This window comes from Shewanella sp. MF05913 (genome assembly GCF_059758095.1).
Map to the genome: position 1 here is coordinate 31,352 of NZ_JCAYNT010000004.1, position 15,373 is coordinate 46,724.

Annotated in this window: 14 protein-coding genes; 5 read left to right on the forward strand and 9 right to left on the reverse strand. The window is 42.3% G+C overall.

Annotated features, from left to right (window positions below):
- The first annotated feature begins 39 nt into the window (after nt 1-39).
- The 3 genes from yihG (AC19MV_RS07175) (at nt 40) to AC19MV_RS07185 (ending at nt 6,562) form a co-directional block, all read left to right on the forward strand.
- Nucleotides 40-936: a 1-acylglycerol-3-phosphate O-acyltransferase, YihG family gene (gene yihG / locus AC19MV_RS07175; RefSeq protein ID WP_498306670.1), complete on the forward strand. Its 897-nt coding sequence runs from the start codon at nt 40-42 to the stop codon at nt 934-936.
- Nucleotides 937-942: 6 nt separating this feature from the next.
- Complete coding sequence (yihG, locus tag AC19MV_RS07180) at nt 943-1,848, forward strand: 1-acylglycerol-3-phosphate O-acyltransferase, YihG family (RefSeq protein WP_498306671.1); 906 nt, start codon at nt 943-945, stop codon at nt 1,846-1,848.
- Nucleotides 1,849-2,089: 241 nt separating this feature from the next.
- Nucleotides 2,090-6,562: an EAL domain-containing protein gene (locus AC19MV_RS07185; protein WP_498306673.1), complete on the forward strand. Its 4,473-nt coding sequence runs from the start codon at nt 2,090-2,092 to the stop codon at nt 6,560-6,562.
- Nucleotides 6,563-6,620: 58 nt separating this feature from the next.
- On the opposite strand, the gene AC19MV_RS07190 is transcribed toward AC19MV_RS07185, so the two are convergent.
- Together AC19MV_RS07190 and AC19MV_RS07195 are read right to left on the reverse strand one after the other, a co-directional pair.
- A complete protein-coding gene (locus AC19MV_RS07190; protein ID WP_498306675.1) occupies nt 6,621-7,712 on the reverse strand; it encodes a branched-chain amino acid aminotransferase in 1,092 nt (363 codons plus the stop codon).
- 256 nt (nt 7,713-7,968) lie between these two features.
- Nucleotides 7,969-8,322, reverse strand: coding sequence for a RidA family protein (locus AC19MV_RS07195; RefSeq protein ID WP_498306677.1), 354 nt, complete (start codon nt 8,320-8,322; stop codon nt 7,969-7,971).
- A 172-nt stretch (nt 8,323-8,494) separates the two neighbouring features.
- Here AC19MV_RS07195 and AC19MV_RS07200 point away from each other — a divergent pair, with 172 nt between their 5' ends.
- On the forward strand, nt 8,495-8,716 hold the full coding sequence (locus tag AC19MV_RS07200; RefSeq protein ID WP_432400383.1) for a cell division protein ZapB: 222 nt from the start codon (nt 8,495-8,497) through the stop codon (nt 8,714-8,716).
- Nucleotides 8,717-8,726: 10 nt separating this feature from the next.
- Here the strand turns inward: AC19MV_RS07200 and AC19MV_RS07205 are convergent, their stop codons facing one another.
- The 7 genes from AC19MV_RS07205 to AC19MV_RS07235 form a co-directional block, all read right to left on the reverse strand.
- Nucleotides 8,727-8,939, reverse strand: a complete 213-nt coding sequence (locus tag AC19MV_RS07205; protein ID WP_188959125.1) for a DUF1107 family protein — start codon at nt 8,937-8,939, stop codon at nt 8,727-8,729.
- Between the two features lie 513 nt (nt 8,940-9,452).
- Nucleotides 9,453-10,070, reverse strand: a complete 618-nt coding sequence (locus AC19MV_RS07210) for a thiol:disulfide interchange protein DsbA/DsbL (RefSeq protein WP_432400384.1) — start codon at nt 10,068-10,070, stop codon at nt 9,453-9,455.
- 140 nt (nt 10,071-10,210) lie between these two features.
- Nucleotides 10,211-11,212, reverse strand: coding sequence for a serine/threonine protein kinase (locus tag AC19MV_RS07215; RefSeq protein ID WP_432400385.1), 1,002 nt, complete (start codon nt 11,210-11,212; stop codon nt 10,211-10,213).
- Complete coding sequence (locus AC19MV_RS07220) at nt 11,205-11,525, reverse strand: DUF3630 family protein (protein WP_498306679.1); 321 nt, start codon at nt 11,523-11,525, stop codon at nt 11,205-11,207. The genes AC19MV_RS07215 and AC19MV_RS07220 overlap by 8 nt, the downstream gene beginning before the upstream one ends.
- Nucleotides 11,526-11,551: 26 nt before the next feature.
- Entirely contained in the window at nt 11,552-13,021 is a 1,470-nt protein-coding gene (locus tag AC19MV_RS07225) for a protein adenylyltransferase SelO (RefSeq protein WP_498306681.1), read from the reverse strand.
- Nucleotides 13,011-13,352 (reverse strand): hypothetical protein, encoded by a 342-nt coding sequence (locus AC19MV_RS07230; RefSeq protein WP_498306682.1) that lies wholly within the window; start codon nt 13,350-13,352, stop codon nt 13,011-13,013. The genes AC19MV_RS07225 and AC19MV_RS07230 overlap by 11 nt, the downstream gene beginning before the upstream one ends.
- 144 nt (nt 13,353-13,496) lie before the next feature.
- The gene (locus tag AC19MV_RS07235; RefSeq protein ID WP_498306684.1) at nt 13,497-14,429 is read right to left on the reverse strand and encodes a hypothetical protein; all 933 of its coding nucleotides are present in this window, start codon (nt 14,427-14,429) and stop codon (nt 13,497-13,499) included.
- A 366-nt stretch (nt 14,430-14,795) separates the two neighbouring features.
- Between AC19MV_RS07235 and AC19MV_RS07240 the strand changes: the two genes are divergently transcribed.
- On the forward strand, nt 14,796-15,197 hold the full coding sequence (locus tag AC19MV_RS07240) for a nitrous oxide-stimulated promoter family protein (RefSeq protein ID WP_498306686.1): 402 nt from the start codon (nt 14,796-14,798) through the stop codon (nt 15,195-15,197).
- Nucleotides 15,198-15,373: the final 176 nt, after the last annotated feature.

The window sequence follows — 15,373 nt, forward strand, 5'->3', positions numbered from 1 at the left end:
CTACGAGTAACATAGCTCTCCGTTTAATAGGAGAGACAAATGTCGTTGTTTTCAAAAATCAAAGGCTGCATAGCATTCATATGCTATTTACTGAATACCATTTTTTGGACTATTCCCATTTTAGTGTTTAGTGTTTTTAAGCTTATTCCGATTGGCATTTTTCAAAAAAGCTGTAGCTACATTCTTGATAACTGTGCAACAGCATGGATCAGCGTCAACACCGTAGTCGAAGCTATTTTTCACCCAATGCGCATTCACGTTTCTGGCGATCAGCAGTTTTCAGAACAAGAATGGTACATGGTCATCGCTAACCATCAGTCTTGGGTCGACATCCTAATTTTGCAGCGCGTGTTTAACCGTAAAATTCCTTTTTTAAAGTTTTTCCTTAAACAAGAATTGATTTATGTCCCTATTCTTGGTTTAGCTTGGTGGGCATTAGACTTTCCATTTATGCGCCGTTATAGCTCAGCCCAACTGCGTAAAAATCCAAAGCTTAAAGGTAAAGATATTGAAATTACCCGCAAAGCATGTGAAAAGTTTAAAACCAAGCCAGTCAGTATTATGAATTTTGTTGAAGGCACTCGCTTCACTCAGGCCAAACATGACAAACAACAATCCACTTTTAAGCATCTGTTAAAACCTAAAGCAGGCGGTATGGCATTCGCACTCTCTGCAATGGGCGAACACATTAATAAACTCGTCGATGTCACTATTTATTATCCCGACCAGGTCCCCAGCTACTGGCAGTATATTTGTGGTGCGCTCAATGAAGTCCACGTGCATGTTAGTATTAGCGATATTCCGCAAAATATGCGCGGCGACTACCTTAAAGATCGTGAGTTCAAAATTGATTTTCAAGAACAACTTAATCAAATTTGGGTCAATAAAGACCAGCAACTGCAAAGGCTTGCTGACGAACCAAAGCAAAAGGCATAACTATATATGTTGACGTTTTTACCTGGTCCTGTGCTGTTTACTCTCAGCCTCACGTTGTTAATTATTAACACCTGCTTATGGAGCTCACTGTTAACTGTGGGCGGTATTATTAAGTTGTTACTGCCCTTTAAGGCTGTACGCAGAGTGCTAACCAAAATAATGAACCGTTTTATGTGGGCCTGGGCGACGTGTAACGGCGGAATTTTATATTTGATATCAAACATAGAGTGGGAAATTTCAGGCCTTGAAAAACTCGACCCTAATGGCTGGTATTTAATTATCAGTAATCATGTCAGTGGGTTTGATATCGCGGCTCAAACCTATGTGCTGCGTAATCACATCCCTATGTTGAAGTTTTTTCTCAAAAAAGAACTCTTGTATGTGCCGATTATGGGCTTAGGATGTTGGGCGCTCGACATGCCGTTTATGGACCGTACCAGTCCAGCTAAACTCAAGAAAAACCCTAAATTAAGAGGCAAGGATCTTGAAACCACTCGTAAGGCATGCGAGCGCTTTAAAGATTCACCCACCTCTATTATTAATTATGCTGAAGGTAGCCGCTTTACCGAAGAAAAGCGCGTACGCCAAAACTCTCCTTATCGACATTTATTGCGCCCTAAGGCCAGCGGTATCGCATTTACCTTATCTGCTATGGGTGAGCAATTTACTAATTTACTCAACATCACGTTGGTTTACCCTGACACACCAGAAAAAGTATTAAGCAATGTGATGCATGGCCGAACCAAAAAAGTGATCATGCGCGTTGAAGTGTTGCCTGCCCCTCATGTAGATTCAAATGACTATTTTGCTAATGCAGATACCCGAGTCACTTTCCAGCGTTGGTTAAATCAGTTGTGGATCGAAAAGGATCAACTGATTGATGATGAGATCCAACGTCATCAACAAAAGTAGCCAACCCAATGGACTCGCGCTTTTTTACACGGCAAAGAGGCATAAGACTGTTAGCTTTTAGCCATATCCATTAATCTAATTGCATGCTCCATTTAAGTAAAAGCTTAGTCACTGAAAATTCGAGGCTTAATAAGTATTTTCCTGTTAAGCTAAGTAGGCCATTTTTACGCCATATTGCTAACATAACTTATATAGGTGAGATTTGAATTTTCGCGCATTCACGCATTTAACATACTGGATAATGTTACTTACACTGATATTTTCAGTGCCTGTTTCTGCGCAACAAGATAATGCCTACAAAGGTCTCGCCGAAGTTAAATTTGAACACTTCGACACTGATGGCAAACTCAACCAAAATTCAATAACACGCCTGTTTATGGACAGTGCAGGCATGATGTGGATTGGCACGCAAGACGGTTTACACAGCTATAACGGCGTCGATTTTGAGCTGTATCTCAAACAAGCTGACAATAACAAAAGTATTTCTGGCAATTTTATTACCGATATTTTGCAATCGCCTGACGGAGATTTGTGGGTCAGCACATTTGATAATGGACTCAATCGCTTTAATTTACACACTGGCGAGTTTCAGCAATTTAAGCAGAAACAAGGCTTAGGCGAACTGCAAATAACCAAATTAGCGGTTATTGGCGACACATTATGGATTGGTACACGTGCTGGCTTGTATTTATTGTCGCTAAAAACTGAAAAAATCATTCCGGTTAGCTTGGGCAATAATATCACCCCAGATATTGTCAGCCTTGCAAACGTTGATAACAAATACATTGTGGTTGGCACTCAAGCCAATGGCACGTTTGCAGTAGACAGCAACACCATTATTCGCCTTGATATCCCGACTTCAATGGTCGTTAACCAAATCCATTCAAGTTCTATTTATTCCGTTTGGTTGGCTATCGACAATCAAATCTGGCGCTACAATCTCGATACCCACCAAAAAGATTTAATATGGTCGCGCGACAACAGTTACGGTGACAACCGCAAAATTACAGATTTTATCGTTGTTAATGCCAACCAAATCTTTGCTATTGGCAATAATACGGGGCTTTTTCAACTCGACTTTAAAGATGGCCAGTGGCACAGCACGATATATAAGCACAATCCACAAGCCCTAAACACCATCAGCGCCAATACGTTACAAACGCTATTACTCGATTCGAGCGGCACCCTTTGGATAGGCAGCGGTTACTCCGGTATCGATAAACTCAACCTAAGCCATCAATATTTTACCCATTATTACGACTACCAAACCGACTCACCCGGCATGGCCAATATGGTGCGTAGTATTTTTCGTGATAAACAACAACGTCTATGGATTGGCACAGATGGCGCGGGAGTAAAATATCTCACCTCGCAAGATAATCAATATCATTATATTAATCATTTATTTGCAGAAGCTTTATCGATACCTACAGAACAATTATCATTGATAGTGCATGACATTGCTCAAGATAAGCAGGATGTTTTATGGTTTGCGACCAACCTTGGTTTATTTACCCTGGACAGCAACAACACTCTCGTACAAGTTCAGCCTGCAAATGAGCAGTTTCATGCCGATACCAAATTTCGTAGCTTAGCCTTTGACGATAAAGACCGCTTATGGATAGCAAGCTCGCTAGGCTTATATTTTATCTCTGAACATACCCATCGGATGATGGCCTATAATTTTGGCTTTCAGGCCGACTTTTCACCGTTTAAATATCAAATAATTAAACTGCATTTTAGCCAAGGCGACTTATGGTTAGGCACCATGGGGGGCGTTGTCCGATTATCACCTGAAGAGCAAAAACTAGAATTTTTAAGGCATGACCCAGAGAATATTTATAGCCTCAGTGATAATCGTGTCAGAGATTTTTTATTGACCGACAACGGTGATTTTTGGATCGCTACACATGGTGGTATCGACAAGCTGACCATCGAATACGGTAGCTTTAAATTTGAGCGCATGGACGTCAATGCCGATCACAGCAGTAATACTGTTTATGCCATGTTAGAAGACGAAAAACATGACATATGGTTAAGCACTAACTCCGGTATTTCGCGCTTTACCCCAAGTAACAATAGCTTTATTTCGTATAATAAATTTGAAGGCTTACAGGCCAATGAGTTTAATGGTGCCTCCAAATTTAAAGATACTAACGGCACATTATGGTTTGGTGGTATTCATGGTCTCAACCAGTTTAACCCCAGCACAATTCCAAATTACAGAGCTGAAAACAAGCTAGCACTCACCAAATACACCATTGGTGAAACTCAATATCCAGTCCGCGATTTAAGCCATGCGCCAGATATTGTAATGCCATTTGAAAAGCAGCTCATCAGCTTTGAAATTGGTTCGCTTAACTTTAGTTATCCAGGACTTAGCCGTTTTAGTTATAAACTCGACGGCTTTGACACTGATTGGCGAACATTGTCTCAAGGCAATCAAATTTCTTATACCAACCTCTCACCGGGCGAATATACGCTGATCGTTCGTCACGCACTGGGAACAAACCAATACAGTCAATACACCCTCAATGTCCGTGTATCAGTGGTCCCGCCAATTTATATGACTCATATGGCTTATGCAGCTTACGTGACCATTGGCTTACTACTCATTATTTGGATTGTTGCTGCAAGACGTAAAAAGCACACTAAACAGCGTGAATTTGATAGCAGTATTCGGGCCTCTGAAGAGCGACTTAAATTAGCACTTTGGGCCTCAGGCGACGGCATGTGGGACTGGAATATTAAAGACGATAAAGTGTATCGGACCAATATGGTCGAACCGATGAATTTTTCGTTAAAAGATCAGTTACTGATTAAAAGCATTCACCCAGAAGATCGTCCCCGTGTACAAAAACTATTAAACGAACACCTTAATGGCGAAAGTGAATTCTTTGAAGCTGAATATCGCGTAGAAACGCAACCAGGAACATGGGCTTGGCTATTAGACAGAGGCCAAATTGTAGAACGTGATATTAATAATGTGCCCCTCAGAATGGCCGGTACCCACAAAGACATTACCAGCCGTAAACTGACCGAAAATGAACTCAAACTGTCATCGCAAGTATTATTTAGCATGAACGAAGCCGTTGTCGTTGGCGAGTTAGACTATCAAGTCCGTTCGGTAAACCCGGCATTTAGTCGTATAACCGGCTTTAAACATCGCGATGTTGTCGGTAAACACTTTTTGTTTTTAACCATGGGTAAACAATCGCGTGAGTTTTATAACTCAGTAGAAACCCAACTATTAAGACACAAGCACTGGGCTGGCGAAATTAACATAAGAACCCGCGACCGTCGTGGCATTCTGGCCTGGTTAGAGATCAATCAAGTTATCGATAATAAAGGTGAAACAAGCCACTTTGTTGCGGTATTTACCGACATTACTGCGCGCAAAAAAGCAGAAGAAGATCTTCGCGTACTGGCGAACTTTGATCCATTAACAGGCTTACCGAACCGCACGTTATTTCAAGACAGATTAAACCAGGCTGTCACCAAAGCGCATCGCGCCGAAAGCATGGTCGCATTACTATTTTTAGACCTTGACCGCTTTAAACACATTAATGATTCAATGGGTCATCATGTGGGCGACTTACTGCTTAAAGCGGTTGCACACCGCTTACAAAATGCAGTGCGTGATGGCGATACCGTCGCCCGTTTAGGTGGCGATGAATTTACCATTATTTTAGAGGGTGTTGCTAAAACCAAAGCGGCGACCATTATTGCCGAAAAAGTATTACACGCTTTCCAAACTCCCTTTTTATTGGATGATAAAGTCCTGACTATTTCACCCTCAATTGGAATTAGTTTGTATCCTGAAGATGCAGAGGACACGACATCATTAATTAAGTATGCCGATACCGCCATGTATCATGCTAAGTCATTGGGCCGCAATAATTTCCAGTTCTATACAAAAGAGCTCAATCAATACGCGACACGTCATGTTCAATTAGAAGCGGGCTTGAAAAAAGCCCTACAAGAAAACGAGTTTTACTTAGTCTATCAACCTAAATATGACGTTAAAACCGAACGGATTATTGGATTAGAAGCATTATTACGCTGGGAAAGCCCTGAGCTTGGCTCTATTTCACCTGTAGAATTTATTCCATTAGCTGAAGAGACAGGTTTAATTAACCCCATCGGCAACTGGGCCATAAACCAAGCCTGTGGCCAACTGGCATTGTGGCATCAACAAGGTTTTGAGCATATCTCGGTGGCCGTCAACTTATCAGCAAGACAGTTAAAAGCCGACATTATTTCAATCATTGAAGTAGCCCTTGCCGTCTCAGGATTAGCAGCCGAAGCATTAGAGCTTGAACTGACTGAGTCGATGATTATGGGTAATCCACAAGATTCTGTGGCGGTATTATCGAAACTCAAAGCATTAGGCTTAACCATTGCCATTGATGACTTTGGTACTGGTTATTCAAGCTTGAGTTATTTGAAACGCTTTCCGATTGATACTTTAAAAATCGATCGTGAGTTTGTCCGTGATATCACTGAAGACCCAGATGATGCCGCGATCACCAGCGCGATTATTACCTTAGCCCACAGTCTTGAACTGAAAGTGGTGGCTGAGGGTGTAGAAACCCAAGAACAGCTTGAGTTTTTACGCAATGGTGGTTGTGACCAAGTACAAGGGTTCCTCCTCAGTAAACCACTTACTGCAAGCGATTGTTTAGCGCTGCTGACCAAAGATAAACAGCTTTAAGCAGACAAAATAAAAGCTCCCTAGGGAGCTTTTATTTTGTCTGCAGCTTTAGCTTAAACTAAGGAGCAACTCGCTCTACACGTTTAACCCAGCCTTGTGGTGCAGCTACATGGCCTTTTTGTAACTCAGTAAACAGCTTATAAATACGCTTAATATTTGGGCCAACCTTACCGTCGCCAACAGTCACGATGCGACCATCTTCGAAGATATATGAGCTAACAGGTGATACAACAGCTGCAGTACCAAAACCACCCGCTTCAATAATTTCACCCGCTTCAATATCAGCAATAAACTTATCTAACATCACCGTTTCTTGCCTGATTTCACAACCCAACATATCTCCAAGTTCCATAATGGACTGTGAGGTAATTGATTTTAAAATGGTATCAGTGAAGGTAGGAATAATCACAGTGCCATCTTTTAAAATATGGAAGTGGTTCATTGCACCCGCTTCTTCAATTTGGGTGTTGGTTGAATCTAAATACAATACTTGCGATGCACCATGTTCTGCCGCGGCTTTACCAGCACGAAGAGAAGCAGCATAGTTACCAGATGCTTTCGAAGCCCCTGTTCCACCAGACACTGCACGGTGATACTTAGTGCTTATTAATAAACGAATGCCATTATTAACACCCGACGCATAGTAAGCACCAGACGGGCTTAGCATGACACAAAAAGTATACTGCTGGCTTGGGCTCACAGATAAACGGTCTTCGGTTGCAAAAATAAACGGGCGAATATATAAGCATGCGCCTTCTTGTTGCGGGAACCACAAACGGTCAGCGTCAATAAGTGCATTAATCGCCTTAACCTGCATCGCTTCATCAATATTGGGAATACACACAATATCGGCAGAACGGTTCATGCGCTCAGCATTTTTATTTAAACGGAAAGTATAAATCTCGCCGTCTTCGTGCATAAAGGCTTTCGCGCCTTCAAAAATAGATTGCCCATAATGCAACGACATTGCACCAGGTGCCATTTCAAACGGCCCATAAGGGACAATGCGCGGATCGCACCATTGACCATCACGATAATCCATTAGAAACATGTGGTCAGTTCGAAGCTTGCCAAAACCGACATCACCTTCTGGCTTAAACGGTTCTGTGCGGCGCTCTGACGCTGATTTTAAATTATATTTTATGTCCATTGCATACCACCTTAAAAACTGAGCTTGCAGACTATGGAGGCTAGAGATTAATGTCAAGTCACAGCCCTAGATCCTAAATCAAAATACGTCAATTGAACGTAACAAGCATCAATATATTTATTCATATTGCAACAGACAAACTGTCAGTGCATCAGTCTATTCTATCTATTTAACCTGAACTAGAGATAAGAGATAGAAATAAAATACTTAATATCAAAGTATCCCGAGTTCAGGTTATTGACATTAACTTATCGGTTTATTTTACAATAGCGGCAACAATAGACACTTCGACTAAATATTCTGGTTCTGCAATCGCGGCTTGTACACAAGCTCTCGCTGGCGCATGACCTGTTGGCACCCAATTGTCCCAGACCAAGTTCATCGCATCGTAATCAGCCATGTCTTTGAGGTAAAGGGTGGCAGATAAAATATTTTCACGACGACTTCCCGCTTGCAATAATAACCCATCGACCTCTTCGAGCATGGTGATAGTTTGCGTGGTAATGTCGCTATATTTATCTTTAGCTACTTGGCCACACAAATAAACAGTATTGTTATGAATAACAATACTGCTCATCCGCGTGCCCACATCCAATCTGGTAATTGTCATAAAATGCGCTTTTAATGTCTAAGTGAGTCGATGAAAATAGCGCGATCTTAGATAAAGTACAATATCGACTGATTTATTGAACATATTTTAGCCACTTAGTTTTAAAGGCTATTCCTATAGGCCTTGTCACTGCTAGAATCGGGGTTCCATCCAGAAACGTATAGGACTCCCCATGAGCCTTGAATTATTGTCCCAACTGGAAACCAAAATCCAGGCAACTCTTGAAAATATCGAGCTATTAAAAATGGAGCTTGATGAAGAGAAGCAAAAGAACCAAGCATTAGTGCAACAGCAAGAAGAATTGACACAAAAAAACCAACAATTGCAGCAAGACCTCAACTCTTGGAGCGATAAGGTCAACGGCCTTGTTGGTTTATTGAATAACGAAATGTAAGCGAGTCTTTTTAAACTGATTGCTGCGGCGTAGATTGCGCCTCAATCAGGGCATTTAATTCGCTGATCGCCTGCCTCACTTTTGGCAGGCTTTTTTTTGTTTGCAAAAAACGTCCTTTTTCAAACTCGAGTAAACCTAAATCTTTTACCCAAATCACGCCACTCAGAAAGATCCTAGCATGCTTAACAATTAACTTGGGCGCATAAACAGGGAACGTTCTCATCGTGTCTCCTCCTAGAGCAAATACACATAATACGTTGTCATTAACCGACATTAGGGCTAAATAACCTTGCGGTATAGTGAGATTAGCGTGCGATACAATGAACCCGTTTGGCTGTAGTTGTATCGCACTAAAACGGACTGTTATCTCTTAGCTGCTGAATAAATAGACAGCATTAATACCAGCCAGAAGATTGGACAACACGTTTTAGTAAGAGTTTCATTAACTTTACGTTTTCAAATAGTCTGACAAATCACACGATAATGGTTGCGACAATATAATGCCACTTGCCAATATTTTGACGCCATGCTAATATCCTTGACGTTACTCAGGGTAAAAAAGAGTCATTTGACTCATCACCGTATTGTCTTTTATAGATATACGGTTTTTTTTTGCCTGTAATCCCTCAGTTATTGTCATGCCATCCAATCTTTAGACAACAAAAAAGGAGCCTAAGCTCCTCTTCGCATACCGCACTTCAGCTCAATCATAGCGCTAAAGTCGCCATGATTTAACTTACTTTTTATTCATCGTTGATAAATAAAATGCAATATCAATAAGCTCATCATAAGACTTGATAGAGCTTGTTTCTACACGGTATTTACCATTAACAACCAGCGTTGGCACACCAGAAATTTTTGAATTTTCAGTATCACGTTTCATTTTTGACATCTGAGCATTCACCATAAATGAACTTGCTGCTGCATCATAGGCTTTAGCATCTACGCCATTGGCAATAAATAACGCTCTGATGTCATCCGCACGGGTAAACTGCTGACGCTTATCATGGATAGCACTAAATAATGCAGGTTCAATTTTTTCTTCAACATTTAACTGCTTCGCAACCGCAAAGGCGCGTGACATTTCTACGCCCATTTCACGGCCAATGAAATCAACGTGAGACTGGTTAAACGCCACGCCTTCAGGCAAGTTAGCTTCAATCTTTGGCACAACCGTTTTAGCAAAGTTAAAACAATGTGGACAATAGAAAGAGAAAAACTCAGTGATTTCTGGCTTGGCTGATTCAGGGCCTTCATTAATCACAGTGTAATGAACACCTTCTTTATAATCTGCAGCCATCGCCGCCATTGGCGCGAGTAGTAGTGCTGCGGCCATCAATAATGCTTTTTTCATCTCACTTCCTTTCAATAGGCAAAATATACTAATAAAAAATCGCTGGTACTATCATAGTCTAGCGCTAGGCAGTAACTCAATCGCTACCTGATTGTATTTGTAACTAAATACATCCTGTAGTGATTATGAATCAATGTTAATCAACTATTAAAGCTGCTGAGACTCAAAGGCGCCTCGTTTAATGCCGCCAGTTGCTCTTTAAACGCCAAGGTTTGTTGTTCCCAATATTTGATGTCAGCAAACCAGGGAAAGTTCATCGGAAACGCAGGATCTTGCCAACGTTTGGTTAGCCATGCGTTGTAATGGATCATTCTAAACGCTCTTAACGGCTCGATTAACGCCAATTGTTTGGTGTCAAAATCACAGAACTCTTGATAAGCCTCAATCAAAATGTCGAGTTGTAATAATTGTTGTGCTCTGTCGCCAGTCAGCATCATCCAAATATCTTGTACCGCGGGTCCTTGCCTTGCATCATCTAAATCGACAAAACCTGGCCCGTCGGGTGTCCACAAAATATTACCAGGATGCAAATCACCGTGTAAACGAATCGTCTCAACGTTATATTGCTGCCAAATCTGTTTCGCTTTTGTCAGCACTTGCTCTACCACAGTAAAAAACGCATCGTGCATTCCCGAGGAAACAATACCGCTATCGCGCAAATAACGATAAGCGTCATCGCCTAAAATTTCAGGGGTTAACGGCTCGCGATGTACAAAAGGCTGCTTACTGGCATATTGATGAATTCGGCCAATAAAGCGCCCTACAGACTCAAGCTGCTCGTCATTATCAACTTCAAATGCACGGCCACCAATGGAGGGGAATAAAGCAAAGCGGTATCCCTTAAACTCAAACAATGTCCGAGTTTCAATGACAACAGGCACTGCGATAGGAATATCTTCAGCCGCTAAGGCCAATGCATAGTCATGCTCTTCTTGGATTTGCGCATCACTCCAACGTTGTGGACGATAAAACTTAACCACATAACGTAAACCTTGGTCACAACGGAACTGATAAACCCGGTTTTCATAGCTGTTTAATGCTAACAAACCGGTTTCAGGAAATATTCCAATGCTTTCAATCGCATCTAAAATAAGGTCTGGCGTTAATGCCTGAAAGTGAAACTCTGCACTGCTATTATCCATGTAAACCTTCTTGGGTGGTTTTAATATGCGGCGTAAGCAAGCTGACTAAAAAGCCTAATACGTCGACATCATTGGCGTTATCGACCGATAACCAGCAAATATCACCGTAAAATTCATAGTGTAACCACACCGGGCAACCTTCAAAATTCAGCAGCCATTGGTGTCTGTCAGCGCCCCACTGGCGTTCGCGAATATCGCAATCTAATGCGGTCGCTAAGGGTTCGGCAAACAATTCAAATTGCTCAAAATCAACGTCAGCTTGAATAATAATACTCAAGGCGTCGGGATCAAATTTAGCAGACAATAATTTCATAAAAAGACTCAGATAAAATAATTCAACTAACTGCTGCAAGACATAATTAAGCCTTGGCCCCAGTCTGGTGGTCGTTTGGCATAATCATCCATTTCGGGCTGTTCATCATACGGGCGGGTTAATAGTTGCTGCAATTGAAGCAGCTTGCTGTTATCGCCTTTTTCTTCAATGTCGATAATCGCTTCTTGGGCGAGGTAATTACGTAGAATATATTTTGGATTGTGCTGATTACGCTCACCTTGCCAGGCAGTAACATCGGCAACTGAACCAACCCGGGCTTGATAAGTTTGAAACCAACGGTCAAATTCGTTCACATTAACCATGTTATCGCGAAGTGAACTGTGCTGACTGCTTATGTCTATCTGGCCTATTTGGCGCAAGCTGTTGCTATAGTCCAACTGGTTATTTTCTAATAACACCGTAAATTGGCTAATTAACTGTAAGTCTTGTTTCTCTAACTCGGTTTGCGCATCACGCTCTACGCTGTGGCCAGAGCCAAAACCCAATTTTGCCCGCATTAAACTCACATATTGGCTCACTAAACTCGGCTGATAAGTATTTAACGCTGCGATTAAATCATCCGACGGAATAATCGGAGTCAGCGCTTGCGCTAGGCGTTTTAGATTCCATAAGCCGATACCAGGTTGCTGACCAAAAGCATAGCGACCCTCGTGATCTGAATGATTACAGATAAAGTCTTCTTTGAAGGTATCTAAAAATGCAAACGGGCCAAAGTCGAACGTATCGCCTAAAATCGACATGTTATCGGTATTCATGACCCCATGAGCAAATCCAACAGCTTGCCAATGGGCGATCATTTTTGCTGTTGATTGCACCACCTCGACAAACCATTGTTTGTAGCCTGCGATATCGGTTGTTAAATGAGGAAAATGCTGAGTAATGGCAAAATTAAGCAATTGGGTTAGCTTGTCTGGCGCACCTTTTTCGCTGTAACAAAAATATTCAAAATGGCCAAAACGAATATGGCTTTTAGCTAAACGTACGGTTATCGCTGCGGTCTCTTGGCTTTCGCGCCATACCGGTAAATCAGACCCAATGACCGCTAATGCTCGGCTTGTAGGGACAGATAATGCCGCCAGAGCCTCTGACACTAAAAACTCGCGCACTGCAGAGCGCATGACGGCTCGGCCATCACCTTGGCGCGAATACGGCGTTGGGCCGCCACCTTTTAAGGCGACATCCCACGCACCATTTGGCCCCACCGCTTCACCTAAAATAATCGAGCGACCATCACCTAATTTTGGGGTATATCCGCCAAACTGATGACCACTGTAAACTTGAGCATAATAACTGGCACCAGGCGCAGCAGCATTTGCCGAAAGCTGCATTAATAAATCATCATTTGGTTTGTCTAAACCAATCAGTTTAGCGGCGTCATCGCTCCAGCCGAGCCAGTGGGGATTTTGAATCCCCTGCGGATAGACTTGCGAATAAAAGCCGTCTAATTGTTCAAAAAAGTCTTGCTTAAAGCGCATCCAACGCGCCTCCCAACACTTGGCGTTGGCAATTCAGTTGCTTGTTGTCGTCTACTTGGCATTGTTGCGCGCACACAAAGGCTTGCGCAGCGGGCATTGATGAACCTTGCAAACGTAACATGCCGGAACCTTTTGCTTGGCATTGCTCGAGCGTATCGTAATAACCTAAAATGAACTCGGTTTGCACCATGTTGGCTGATGCTATCGCCATTTCGGCATTTTGCGGATTATCAGCAACGTAAAAGAGTGTCCATTCTGGTGTGCGCGTGCACCCCATCACAACACTTAACCCAATTGCAGCAAGAAGTAATTTGCTTATTAAAGAAGTCATCACTGTCACCCAAACCTTTATTCTGTCAGCCACCAGCATCCATTATTCACATTCATTCACGGACACAAAATACAAAAAAGCGGACCGAGGTCCGCTTCCTTTATGGCTATCATACCCGATATCCATCACCCTGTATTAACTGAGTTAGCCTGCCTTTGCTTGCGCTTTCTCAATTCGATTAATCCGGCCTTCAAATCCGGTGACGGTGCCGTCGGTTAAGTGATATTCAATCGCCTGTTGGCAGACACTAATCGCTTGCCCAAACTCGCCAATATCATTCAACAATGTCGATAATTGCATAAACGCAGGAGCTTTAATATCTTGGGCATTATCATTCGCAACGTGTTGTTGATATACAACACGGAATAAGTCGAGGTAAGCCAACTTAAGTGCAGCGCCGTATTGGCAATAATCACTTTGCTTACGCATTTTATAGCAATGGTTAATCACGTTCGCTAGCGCATCATGCTGACCTTGTGCATCACTTGCGGTGTTTGCTGCTGCAACTAACTGCACAAAGCTGTCGCTGGCCCACTCCCCTTTCACTGTTGCTAAGCTTAATTGATGCCCCTGGCTTTCATCTGCTTTTACTTGAGGTTCTGCAGTTGGCGCTTCGTCTTTATTAAGCTGAGCTGTTTTAAAATCTTCTGCTTTTTCAGTGTCTATCTCTTCAGTTGCAATAGCTTCAGTCACAATAGCTTCAGGCTCAGTGACTTCTGCCTGAGTTGCTTGCGCTACAGCAGGCGCGACATCTTTGGCTTCATGTGGTTCAGCCATCTCAGGCTTAACCGCTGGCACTTCAACACTCTCCGCCGGAGAGATTTCTGGTTCAATTGGTGTGTCATTGTCTTGGTTGATTGTCGTGTCAACTTCACTACTGTCGGTAACCGCTGCGGGTGCCTCTACTGAGTCTGATTGCGCGGTATCTGCGTGCGAAGCGACCTCTGATTGCGCTTCAGATACTTTGGTTGTACGGGTACTTTTGTCTAATTCTTGTTTTGCCACTACTTGGGTGCGCCTGTATAGATACATGGCAATTACAACCAATATGACAACTAAAAAGATCTTTATTAGCATTAGGCGTCCACCTTGCTGGTTATGCGCAAACACGCATGGATTCCATGTTACTCACACTCATGGGTTGTGAGCCATTTTTACGATATTAATATCATTTTTTCGCTGTGAATATTCGAGTGCGATTATTTTTTAAGCACCAGTCATTATTATTTCAATCTGTGCTATAAAATCAAGTGTTTATCCACTTTAAACTGTAACAAGCTATCCATTACCGCCAAATCACTGATCATTTAAGCCATTTTTGCGATCAATAACACACTCAACCTTAGTTTTGTGTTTGAATTCATAATTAGCGAATGCGAATTTGTCAGCGGTTATTTTGCCGCATAAACTCACAATACCAGACTAATTTACTAAGGTATTACCATGAGCGACACAGAATTACTCACAGGCCAGTTACTGTTTGAATTTCGCACCATTGAAGCCATGGTCACTATTTACTGTAAAGCGCACCACCCGATGAAACCATCGCACGGTGTGTGCGAGCAATGTTGTGAATTTTTAAGTTATGCCAATACCCGCCTAGACCGCTGCCCATATGGCCAAGATAAACCAACCTGCAATAAATGTCCGGTACATTGCTACAAGCCTCACATGAAACAAAAAGCTCGTGAGATTATGCTTTTTGCAGGCCCAAGAATGTTATTACCCCACCCAATTATGGCCATTAAACATTTACTTGCTGAACGCAAGCCCGCTCCAGGCTTACCGCCAGAAGGCGTATCAAACCGTCATGAGCGCAAGCGTCAAAATGAGTCCATCATATAGCCGCTTATGCATCTGGATGCGATTGCAACCAATTGCACCTACAACACATGAGAATAGGGTTTGTTTGATCTCAGTCTACCTGTGCGCAAGTATAAACGTTAATTAACTCGCGCCTATCTATCGGTATTGGTAATCTAGATGGATATAGAGTGACAATGATGTCAATGAGGTGATTT